The following is a 10,211-nucleotide window of genomic DNA, read 5'->3' as shown; positions in this document are numbered from 1 at the left end:
GTTCTGGGGTTACAATCGGTTTAGTTATCGGTATCTTAATTTTCGGTAAACGTGAAGATAACCGTACAATCGCTGGTATCTCTATGGTTCCTGCATTATTCAATATCAATGAAACAGTTACATTTGGTATCCCAATGGTATTAAACCCAATCTTAGGTATTCCATTCGTATTAGCTCCACTTGCAACTATTATCATTGGTTATATCTTAACAGTTATTGGATTCTGTCCAAAAGCAGTTATCAATACACCTTGGACAACTCCACCTATCTTACATGGTTTCTTGACAACAGGTGCCAATATCATGGGTGCAGTTTCACAAGCAATCGTATTAGTAGTATCAATCGTAGTATATACTCCATTCTTACTTGCTTACGAAAGATTCCAAAACAAACAAGCTGCAGAATAAAAATAATATGCTTAAAAAGGCGGGTCAATCCGCCTTTCTTTTTTAACATTATAGCAATTATAAGTTCTTGAAGTCCAATATTTTATAATTGCTATAATGTTGACAATACGATATAATATAGAAGATGTGTTATTAGAAAAGAGGTAATTATGAGAAGCGAAGAATTCAAGCGGGAGCTAAATCCGGCAATCTTATATTTTGAAATATTTTATATGGTATATATTGTTTATCAAATTTTGATTGGGCAATATACTAATGCAATAGTTATTGCGGTAGTGGGGATATTGATTGTAGTTTATTTCAATTTATTTCGTCCATATAAATATACAATTGAACGAAGAACGTTAGTTATTAATCGTCGTATAGGGAAGAATAAAGAAATTAATCTTCTTACTTGTGAAACTATCTGTGATCCAGTTCCTAAAATGACTAAAATTATTACTAGTCCTCGAGCATTAGAAATCTATACCGGAGATAAAAAAAGAATTGTCGTAACACCAAAAGATCGCATGGGATTTGTAGAAGAAATTGTTCGGGTTAATAAACGTATTCATGTTCAAGTTAAAGAATATGCTGCAACTCACCATGCATACGAAAAGAAACGTAAAAGAAGACTTAAAGAAGAAGCTAAATTAGCTAATGAAAAAAATAATAATGCTTAATTATTTAGATTAGAAAATCGAAAGTTAATGAAGACTTTCGATTTTTTGTTTATTTAACAATAAATTTTCATTAAATAAAAATTTATTAAAATAATAATAAAATATCAAAATAAGTATTGACAGTGAAAAAAACTAACTGTATAATAACGGCATACAGAGCATATATTGATTATATAGCTAGGTATTGTAAAAGTTTACAAGGGGGACTTAGAATGGAAGAGATGAATAAGTTATTAGAAGATTATGGAAGCTTAGCTTTTACTGATGATACAATGAAAGAAAGAATTCCTAAATCTATTTATAAAGCTTTTCATGAGTCACTAGATAAAGGTGAAGAGTTATCTAGAGAATGTGCAACTGTTATTGCTAATGCGATGAAGATTTGGGCATTAGAACATGGAGCTACTCATTTTACACATTGGTTTATGCCAATGACAGGTTTGACAGCAGAAAAACATGATGCTTTTTTAGAACCTGAAGGAAGTAAAGCAGTATTACAATTTAGTGGTAAAACGTTAAGAAAAGGTGAGCCGGATGCTTCGTCATTTCCATCAGGTGGTTTAAGAGCTACATTTGAAGCACGTGGATATACTGCATGGGATTGTACTTCACCAGCTTTTGTTAAAGATGGAACATTATATATTCCTACTTTATTTTGTTCATACACTGGTGAAGCATTAGATAAAAAAACACCATTGCTTAGATCAAGTGATGCATTATCAAAAGCAGCATGTCGGTTATTACCGTTGATTGGTGAACAAGGAGTTACTAAGGTATCAGCTTCAGTTGGGGCTGAACAAGAATATTTCTTGGTAGAAGATAAATATTATCAAGAAAGAATAGATTTAAAATTAACTGGTAGAACTTTATTTGGAGCAATGGCACCAAAGGGACAAGAACTAGAAGATCATTACTTTGGAAGTCTTAAACGTAAAGTTTCTGCATTTATGAAAGATTTAGATCATGAATTATGGAAATATGGTATTCCTTCAAAAACAAAACATAATGAAGTTGCTCCTGCACAACACGAAGTAGCTTGTGTGTATACAAAAGCAAATATCACTAGTGATAATAACCATCTATTAATGCAAATTATGCAAGATGTCGCTAAAGCACATGGATTACGTTGTTTATTGCATGAAAAACCTTTTGCTGGTGTAAATGGTTCTGGAAAGCATAATAACTGGTCAGTTATTACTAATACTGGTATTAATCTATTTGATCCTGGAACTAATCCAGCTGAAAACAAACCATTCTTAGCCGCTTTGGCTTGTACTATCAAAGCTGTTGATGAATATGCTGATTTATTAAGAATGAGCATTGCTAGTGCTGGAAATGATCATCGTTTAGGAGCTAATGAAGCACCGCCAGCAATTATTTCAATGTTCTTAGGTGAAGATCTAAATGAATTATTAGACGAAATTTGTGAAGGAAAGAAAACTAATAAAACTAATTCTGGACGCTTTGCAACTGGTGTTTCAGTAGTACCAACTTTCTCTAAAGATAATACTGATCGTAACCGTACTTCACCATTTGCTTTTACTGGTAATAAGTTTGAATTTAGAGCTGTTGGTTCTAGCCAGTCTATTGCTGGACCGAATACAATTTTAAATGCTATTTTAGCTGCTGAAATGGAAGAGATGTCTGATTTATTAGAAGCTGGTAAATCATTTGATGAAGTAATCAAACAATTTATTTCTGATCATAAACGAATTATCTTTAATGGTGATGGTTATTCTGCCCAGTGGGAAGAAGAAGCTGCAAGACGTGGTTTAGCTAATAATAAAAATACCGTTGATGCTTTAAAATGCTTAAAAGAAGAAAAAAATCTAGAAATGCTTGATCGTTTAGGTGTTTATAGTAAAGTAGAATTAGCGTCACGTTATGAAATTTTATTAGAAAACTATATTAAAACAATCCAAGTAGAAGGGCTAACTGCATTAAAAATGGCTAAAACTCAAATTTATCCAGCAGCATGTGAATATTTGAGTAAAGTTTCATCAGAAGTTGTGGCTGCCAAAAATGCTGGATTAGATGTTGAATTCTTAGCTGATGATGCTAATATGCTAGCTAAATTAGTTAAACAAATGAATGAACAAATGAACCAGTTAGATACTAATATTAATAAAGCTCAAAAAGCAGATTGTGATATTTTTGAACAAGCTGTCATTTGGCGTGATGATGTTTTTGGTACAATGCAAACTTTACGTGAAGTAGTAGATCAAATTGAAACTTGTGTTGATGCTAAATATTGGCCAATGCCAACTTATGTAGAATTATTGTTTGGAATTTAAATAAATATTAAAAGACGAGATTTGCCTCGTCTTTTTGTTTACAAAAATATTTTTAGATCGTTAAATGATTTTTCTTCAAATCTTTTTAAATCTTTCATTAATTTAATAATTTCTTTTTTAGCACGGTGATACTTATTGATATTTCTAATTGCATTAATAATTCCCATAGTAGTACCCACAATCATCATTTTAGCGATATGACTAGTTGAATGATCAGTAAGTGTTTGTGCACTAATCATTAGATAGGTTCTTACTTTTTCGTATGTAGTCAAATCTTTTTCGCTAAAACCATGCTTATTTAGTAAGCGTCTAGCTTTTAAGTTAAAACGTTTATAACCGTGTTGTTTTTTCTTTAGGTATAATTTGAATTTGTTCCCTTCAACAATATCGATCAATTGTGATATTGTATCAACGCCCATTTTCGAATTTTGATAAACAAAATTTAATAGTTTTATATCGTCATCCATTGTTTTCACCCAATTATAGTTTGCAACAAATATATAAATTTATACTAATGCCTAAAAATAATTATTTTATATGCATAGTAAAAAATAGGAGTGAAAAAATGTATATTCCGGATATTGATGCCTATAGTTTTACTGGTACAGCAATTATTTTAGGTTATTTATTGACAAATGAATTTAACATTGATGAACAGGCAGCGCTTGGAGCTTGGTTTAATGTAATTGGTGATATTCTTGCTTCTAATTCTGCGTGGGCCAATGTGATGCAGACACGATATAGTGATAGTGAAGCTGATGATAGTAATAAAACGGATGAATCTGATGGTTTAACGACTGTTAATGAAGCTTTGGATAAGTTAAAGGAAAAAATTGCTGAATTAGAAAAGAAGAAATCTAATCAAATGTAGATTTCTTCTTTCTAAGCCACCAGTAGATAATCATAATCATGATCAAAGCACCGCTAGTATCAATTAAAACATCAATAAACTGACCAGAACGTCCGGTAATAAATAGTTGATGGAATTCATCACTGCAAGCATATAAAAAACTAATCAGCAAGGAGATTGGTAAAAGCAGTTTTTGATTAAATTTATTTTGATATAAACCATAAAAAACAGTTAAAGCCAAAAATGCATATTCTGACATGTGAGCCGCTTTACGAATCATCAGGGATAATAGTTCCTGATCTATTTTAATGATTTTAGAAATTAAATCTACAAAAAAACCACTTTGAAGTGAAGATTGATTACCATCAGTATGTGACATAATAAAAATAAAAATCATCCATATAATCATGGGAATAAAATATTTTAACTTTTTCATAGCTGTTATTATAAAAGAAAATTCTTGTTTCGACAATTATTTTTTAAAAATAATTGCAATGTATTAAAAATAACTATATAATCATGAAGACAGACTCGGATGAAAATAGCGAAAGAGATTCTAATAGAACACCGAAGGATTGAATATTTCAGGTAAAAGGATCGCTATTGGACGAACTACTGGAGAGACTTATTTAATTAAGCACCGAAGGAGCAAGCTATATTTAGTGAAACTCTCAGGTAAAAGGACAGTAGCACGAATATTTTTCATTATTGATTCCGACTTAATTTATAAGAAGGAGTTTTTTTATGGTTGAAATACTAACTAAAATTAATGAAGTGATTTGGGGATTACCGCTGATTGGTATGCTTTTAGCAACCGGAGTTTGTTTTACGGTAAAGTTAAAATTAGTGCAAATTCGAAAGCTTAAATTGGCATTTGCCTGTATCTTTAAAAAAGATGAAAATGATGAAGGTGATGTTTCTAGTTTTCAAGCGCTATGTACAGCTTTATCATCAACGATTGGAACGGGAAATATTGTCGGGGTAGCTACAGCAATTGCTGCTGGTGGACCAGGAGCGTTGTTTTGGATGTGGATATCAGCTTTTTTTGGTATGGCGACTAAATACAGTGAAGGATTACTGGCGATTCGCTATCGAATTAAAGATGAAAATGGCGAGATTGCCGGAGGGCCAATGTATTATTTAGAAAATGGTTTGAAAAGTAAGTTGTTAGCTAAAATTTTTGCTTTTTTTGCAGTAGCAGTTGCCTTGTTAGGAATTGGAACTTTTACTCAGGTTAAATCAATTTCTGATGCTTTACAAATATCTTTTAATATTCCACCTGTTGTTACGGCAATATTATTAACTGTCAGTGTAGGATTTATTACGATTGGCGGTATCAAAAGAATATCAATAGTAGCTGAAAAAGTGATTCCAATGATGTGTGTGTTTTATGTATCCGGAGTTGTATTGATTTTATTGACCCATCTAACAATACTGCCACAGACGATTGCTTTAATTATTGAAGAAGCTTTTTCATTGTCGGCAATGTTTGGTGGTGGCGCAGGTGTTACTATGATGATGGCAATGCAAAAAGGAATTAGTCGGGGTATTTTTTCTAATGAAAGTGGATTGGGTAGTGCACCAATAGCGGCCGCTGCCGCTAAAACTGATTCTTGTGTTGAACAAGGATTAGTATCCATGACGGGAACATTCATTGATACAATTGTGATTTGTACAATGACCGGCTTGGCGATTATCATTACTAATAGTCATACAAGTGGTTTAGCTGGAGCGGCAATGACTACTTTAGCGTTTGACCAGGGGTTATTTATTCCGGTGATTGGAAAATACATAGTTAATATTGGTTTGGTATTTTTTGCTTTTACAACGATTATTGGCTGGAATTATTATGGCGAAAGAGCTATTTATTATCTAAAAGGTTTAAAAGCGATTAAGTATTATAAGTTATTGTTTATTGTATTTATTGCAATAGGACCATTTTTATCAATTGACGCAATCTTTATTTTGGCTGATATTGTAAATGGCTGTATGGCTTTTCCAAATTTGATTGGATTAATTGGTTTACGTAAAGAGATAATTACTTTAACGCAAGAATATTTTAGAAAAGAAGCAGTGATGGATGAATTAGTAATAGATTAAATTATATCTATTACTTTAATTCTTAATTATTATAAAAAATATTTTATTTTTATCTATTTGTGCTATAATAAAATTTGAAGACTGGCTAAATAGGAGAAGGGAAAAATGAAAAGTTGGGGAGTTATTATTTATGGCGCTTATTTGCTTGTTTTGATTGTTTTATTAATAGTACGCATAATTGGCTGGATGTCAATTGATTTATTGAATATTATTTATTTGATTGTTGCAGGGGTTGCTTTAGCGATTTGTTGCAGTGGGTATCGGGGTTTCGTTTTCAGGCACATTAAAACAATTGAGTCACAATTAGACATTCGTGATGATTCGATTTTGATCAAAGAAGCTTTATTAATGTTAACGCCATTATTAGTTTTATTTATTATTAATTATTTGATAAATTAGCTGTTTTTAAGCAGCTTTTTTTATTTAAACTATTTTATGAGAAAATTCTCATTTTTTTATTATCAATTTTTAAGCAAAAAAGAGTAAAAATGAGTTATGATATAAGTGTAGATGGAGGGATGAAGATGGACAAAATAATTAAATATAAAAAGACAATAATTATAATAGCCATATTTTTAGTTATTTCAATTGTTTCATCAGGATTCTATATTCTTAATACAACTTTAAATAACATTAACTATTCCAAAAATGAAGCCCATATGATTGCTTTAAATCATTTTTCTGGAACAATCGTTTCTTCCAAAATAGAATACGACGATTTAGAAATCATTTACCATCTTTTAGTTAGAACTAAAGATAATGAAATGATTGATTTAGAAATTGATGCTACAACAGGTCAAATTATCAGTTATGAGTATAAGGAGTGATAATATGCAAATACTAATTGTTGAAGATGAAAAAAATATGTCTGATTTATTAAAGCTGGAACTAACTCATGCCAATTATCAATGCGATCAAGCATTTGATGGCGAAACAGGGTTAAATAAAGCATTAGATAATGATTATGATTTAATTTTACTTGATTTAATGTTACCACGAATTAATGGAATCGAACTTTGTCGTAGACTTAGAAAAGTTAAGCAAACTCCAATAATCATGTTAACAGCTCGTGACGAAGTAATGGATAAGGTAAATGGCTTACAGGTAGGTGCCGATGATTATTTAGCTAAGCCCTTTGCAATGGAAGAATTATTGGCACGAATCAAAGCTTTGTTAAGACGGGTAAATATGGTTAACAATACTAATGTTTATCACTATGGTGAAATAAAAATGATAATTGATAATCGGAAAGTATTTTACCAGGATCAAGAAATCTTTTTAACGACAACTGAGTTTGATTTACTGGCTTTATTTGTTAAAAATGGTGGTAAAGTAATTAGTCGTAATGAAATTCTAGATCAAGTATGGGGCTTTAGCAGTGAAGTTTCTACTAATGTGGTTGAAGTCTATATTCGTTATTTGCGAAATAAAATGAAAGGAATTCCGTTAGAAACGGTTCGTAAGGTTGGGTATCGATTACGATGAAAAAGAAATCTTTTCGTTTTCAGTTAATTAGTTCAACTGCATCAATCATTATGGGTGTAATTGTATTGTTTAGTTCAATCTTGATCTTATATATGATTTACTATTTAATGATCATTGGTCGGATTTATGCTATGGATGAAGATCTAGCGACACCGATTGCCACAGTAGTAGCCGGACTTTTAATTGTCCTATTAGTCGTAGCATTGATTGCCAGTATTGGCTGTGGAATAGTAATTAGTAATAGGTTTTTAAAGACTGTTAAACAGTTTATTGATAATGTTCAAAAAATAAAAAAAGAAGGATTTGATCATCGATTAAAAATTGAAGGAGATGATGAACTGGCCAGGTTAGGAAAAGAGTTTAATGAAACAATTGGTCAAGCACAACAGGCTTTGATGCAACAGGATCAGTTTGTTAGTGATGCTTCACATGAGTTAAAGACGCCATTAGCCATAATTAAGGGTAATATCGAAATGTTACAGCGTTGGGGTAAAGATGATCCAGAAGTTTTAAATAATGCTTTACAAGTGACCCATAATGAAGTTGAGCGATTAACGCAATTATGTAGTGAACTGCTTCACTTAACAAGAGAAATGAAAATAGAATGTAAAGAACCAGTAAATGTAGAACTTGTAGTTAACGAAATAATAAATAACTTTAAAGAAGTCCATCCTGAATTTGATTATCAGCTCTTTATTTCTTCAAATGAACTGGTTTGGATGCAAACAGAACATTTAAAACAATTGTTAATAATTTTACTCGATAATGCTATTAAATATGCTCGAGAGGAATCTAAAAGAATTGAAATTTTATATGATGGTAAGCAGCTAACAATTAAGGATTATGGAATTGGGATTGAAAAAGACAAAATTAACCATATATTTGATCGCTTTTATCGAGCGGATGAATCGCGAGTGCAAAGTGATAACAACTTTGGTTTAGGACTAGCAATAGCCAAAAGAATTGTTAATGAGTATGGTTATACTATAAAAGTAGCTAGTGAAGTGAATAGATATAGTGAATTTATGATAAAATTTATAGGGAGTGAAAGAAATGAAAAAGATTATTAGTTTAGTTTTATTAGTAGTAGTTTTAGTTGGATGTGGTGGTAATAACAAAACGATTAGTATGGACGAAGCAAAAGAAATAGCTTTAAAAGAAGTAAATGGTGAAGTTGTTAGATATGAAGAAGATCGTGATGATGGTCGCACTTATTATGAATTTGAAATCATTGCTGATAATAAAAAATATGATTTAGAAGTAGATGGTGAAACTGGTGATATTATTAAAAAAGAAATTGATGAAGATTATGTAGGAAATACTAATCAAAATAATAATGCTAGTACTACAGCTACGATTTCTCAAGATGAAGCTAAAAAAATTGCTGAAGATAGAATTGGTACGGGCGGTAATTTGATCAAATGTGAACTTGATAGCGATGATGGTGTTTTGAAATATGAAATCGAAATTATCAAAGATAATATCAAATATGAAATTGATGTTAATGCTAATACTGGTGAAATTGTTAAATACGAAGAAGAACGCTAAAAATAAGCCTCTAGTTGACTAGAGGTTTTTATTATAGAAAATAAATATCTTCACTTAGTTTTTCTAATGGCGCAAACTGAATGATTTGATATTCACCCCGTTTTATTTTTTTTATATATCCTTTGATTATAAACTCTTTAAAAACTCGCTGTAATTGGCGGTAACTACAGCCAATAATTTCACTAATAGTACCTAAATCATCTTTAATGATTCCGTTTTGGGCAACCGCAATCAAATAAGATGCTAGACGATTTTTAGTTGAATAATTAATCGAAATCGCATCATTGTTGTTTTTGTTGTAAAGTTTTGTTGCTATACTTTTAGCCAAATAGGTCATAAATGATAAATCCTGGAATAATTCTTCTTTATATAAATGGATTGAAATAGCCAATAAAGTACAATTATTTAAAGCAATAATATCATTGATCATTACCTGATTAGTTAATAATTCTAATTCTCCTAATACATATAGATCACTAACAATAGCACAAATATTTTGTAATCCATTGGCGGTAGTATGGCAAGTTTTAATACTGCCATCAACCAAAATATATAAATAATCCAAAGAATTGCCTTGCTTTAAAATATAATCGCCTTTTTTTAAATGAAAAATTTCAATATGTTCAGGGTTTATTGATGAAAATATTTTTTGTTTTATTAACATTTGAAGATATGTTTGTTTATTTTTCATGATAATCACCACTAATAATATGACATATGTCGTATTATTAATCAAGCAGTATTAATTATAATATTGTCGAGGTGAGGAAAATGAAATTATTTTTGGCGTGTTGTTGTGGTTTGATCGTGGCTTTAATGAATGTTTTTAATAGCCAATTGACAAATCGCTATGGAATTTATTGGG

General features: G+C 30.8%; 13 protein-coding genes and 1 riboswitch. Of the genes, 10 read left to right on the top strand and 3 right to left on the bottom strand.

Features of this window, described 5'->3' with window-relative positions; translation table 11 throughout:
- The 3 genes from J7M77_RS06455 to J7M77_RS06445 form a co-directional block, all read left to right on the top strand.
- Nucleotides 1–407, top strand: a 407-nt coding sequence (locus J7M77_RS06455) for a PTS transporter subunit EIIC (RefSeq protein WP_296877014.1), incomplete at its 5' end; no start/stop codon positions are given.
- 149 nt (nt 408–556) lie between these two features.
- Nucleotides 557–1,069, top strand: a complete 513-nt coding sequence (locus J7M77_RS06450; protein ID WP_296877013.1) for a PH domain-containing protein — start codon at nt 557–559, stop codon at nt 1,067–1,069.
- Nucleotides 1,070–1,281: 212 nt separating this feature from the next.
- The gene (locus tag J7M77_RS06445) at nt 1,282–3,363 is read left to right on the top strand and encodes a glutamine synthetase III (protein WP_296877012.1); all 2,082 of its coding nucleotides are present in this window, start codon (nt 1,282–1,284) and stop codon (nt 3,361–3,363) included.
- A 38-nt stretch (nt 3,364–3,401) separates the two neighbouring features.
- On the opposite strand, the gene J7M77_RS06440 is transcribed toward J7M77_RS06445, so the two are convergent.
- Complete coding sequence (locus tag J7M77_RS06440) at nt 3,402–3,830, bottom strand: hypothetical protein (protein ID WP_296877011.1); 429 nt, start codon at nt 3,828–3,830, stop codon at nt 3,402–3,404.
- 98 nt (nt 3,831–3,928) lie between these two features.
- On the opposite strand from J7M77_RS06440, the gene J7M77_RS06435 reads away from it, so the two are divergent.
- On the top strand, nt 3,929–4,234 hold the full coding sequence (locus J7M77_RS06435) for a hypothetical protein (RefSeq protein ID WP_296877010.1): 306 nt from the start codon (nt 3,929–3,931) through the stop codon (nt 4,232–4,234).
- Here the strand turns inward: J7M77_RS06435 and J7M77_RS06430 are convergent.
- On the bottom strand, nt 4,221–4,622 hold the full coding sequence (locus J7M77_RS06430; protein ID WP_296877015.1) for a VanZ family protein: 402 nt from the start codon (nt 4,620–4,622) through the stop codon (nt 4,221–4,223). The genes J7M77_RS06435 and J7M77_RS06430 overlap by 14 nt on opposite strands.
- 196 nt (nt 4,623–4,818) lie before the next feature.
- A riboswitch (glycine riboswitch) is annotated at nt 4,819–4,910 on the top strand.
- Between the two features lie 47 nt (nt 4,911–4,957).
- Here J7M77_RS06430 and J7M77_RS06425 point away from each other — a divergent pair.
- From J7M77_RS06425 to J7M77_RS06400, 6 genes are all read left to right on the top strand, one after another.
- The gene (locus tag J7M77_RS06425; RefSeq protein ID WP_296877009.1) at nt 4,958–6,313 is read left to right on the top strand and encodes a sodium:alanine symporter family protein; all 1,356 of its coding nucleotides are present in this window, start codon (nt 4,958–4,960) and stop codon (nt 6,311–6,313) included.
- Nucleotides 6,314–6,418: 105 nt separating this feature from the next.
- A complete protein-coding gene (locus J7M77_RS06420; protein WP_296877008.1) occupies nt 6,419–6,712 on the top strand; it encodes a hypothetical protein in 294 nt (97 codons plus the stop codon).
- A 125-nt stretch (nt 6,713–6,837) separates the two neighbouring features.
- The gene (locus J7M77_RS06415) at nt 6,838–7,140 is read left to right on the top strand and encodes a PepSY domain-containing protein (protein ID WP_296877007.1); all 303 of its coding nucleotides are present in this window, start codon (nt 6,838–6,840) and stop codon (nt 7,138–7,140) included.
- Nucleotides 7,141–7,144: 4 nt separating this feature from the next.
- Nucleotides 7,145–7,798, top strand: a complete 654-nt coding sequence (locus J7M77_RS06410) for a response regulator transcription factor (protein ID WP_296877006.1) — start codon at nt 7,145–7,147, stop codon at nt 7,796–7,798.
- Nucleotides 7,795–8,868, top strand: a complete 1,074-nt coding sequence (locus J7M77_RS06405) for a cell wall metabolism sensor histidine kinase WalK (RefSeq protein ID WP_296877005.1) — start codon at nt 7,795–7,797, stop codon at nt 8,866–8,868. The genes J7M77_RS06410 and J7M77_RS06405 overlap by 4 nt, the downstream gene beginning before the upstream one ends.
- Nucleotides 8,852–9,346: a PepSY domain-containing protein gene (locus tag J7M77_RS06400; protein WP_296877004.1), complete on the top strand. Its 495-nt coding sequence runs from the start codon at nt 8,852–8,854 to the stop codon at nt 9,344–9,346. Before J7M77_RS06405 ends, J7M77_RS06400 begins: the two co-directional genes overlap by 17 nt.
- Before the next feature lie 31 nt (nt 9,347–9,377).
- On the opposite strand, the gene J7M77_RS06395 is transcribed toward J7M77_RS06400, so the two are convergent.
- Complete coding sequence (locus J7M77_RS06395; protein ID WP_296877003.1) at nt 9,378–10,037, bottom strand: cyclic nucleotide-binding domain-containing protein; 660 nt, start codon at nt 10,035–10,037, stop codon at nt 9,378–9,380.
- Nucleotides 10,038–10,211 lie beyond the last annotated feature (174 nt).

It is taken from the genome of Thomasclavelia sp. (assembly GCF_017889095.1).
Classification (GTDB): domain Bacteria; phylum Bacillota_I; class Bacilli_A; order Erysipelotrichales; family Coprobacillaceae; genus Thomasclavelia.
The sequence above is the reverse complement of the archived record's forward strand: the minus strand, read 5'-3'. Positions and strand labels throughout refer to the sequence as shown.

Coding starts and splice junctions, on each gene's coding strand:
- J7M77_RS06395 (WP_296877003.1), bottom strand. CDS start 10,037: ATGAAAAATAAACAAACATATCTTCAAATGTTAATAAAACAAAAAATA.
- J7M77_RS06435 (WP_296877010.1), top strand. CDS start 3,929: ATGTATATTCCGGATATTGATGCCTATAGTTTTACTGGTACAGCAATT.
- J7M77_RS06405 (WP_296877005.1), top strand. CDS start 7,795: ATGAAAAAGAAATCTTTTCGTTTTCAGTTAATTAGTTCAACTGCATCA.
- J7M77_RS06410 (WP_296877006.1), top strand. CDS start 7,145: ATGCAAATACTAATTGTTGAAGATGAAAAAAATATGTCTGATTTATTA.
- J7M77_RS06420 (WP_296877008.1), top strand. CDS start 6,419: ATGAAAAGTTGGGGAGTTATTATTTATGGCGCTTATTTGCTTGTTTTG.
- J7M77_RS06450 (WP_296877013.1), top strand. CDS start 557: ATGAGAAGCGAAGAATTCAAGCGGGAGCTAAATCCGGCAATCTTATAT.
- J7M77_RS06400 (WP_296877004.1), top strand. CDS start 8,852: ATGAAAAAGATTATTAGTTTAGTTTTATTAGTAGTAGTTTTAGTTGGA.
- J7M77_RS06440 (WP_296877011.1), bottom strand. CDS start 3,830: ATGGATGACGATATAAAACTATTAAATTTTGTTTATCAAAATTCGAAA.
- J7M77_RS06430 (WP_296877015.1), bottom strand. CDS start 4,622: ATGATTATATGGATGATTTTTATTTTTATTATGTCACATACTGATGGT.
- J7M77_RS06415 (WP_296877007.1), top strand. CDS start 6,838: ATGGACAAAATAATTAAATATAAAAAGACAATAATTATAATAGCCATA.
- J7M77_RS06445 (WP_296877012.1), top strand. CDS start 1,282: ATGGAAGAGATGAATAAGTTATTAGAAGATTATGGAAGCTTAGCTTTT.
- J7M77_RS06425 (WP_296877009.1), top strand. CDS start 4,958: ATGGTTGAAATACTAACTAAAATTAATGAAGTGATTTGGGGATTACCG.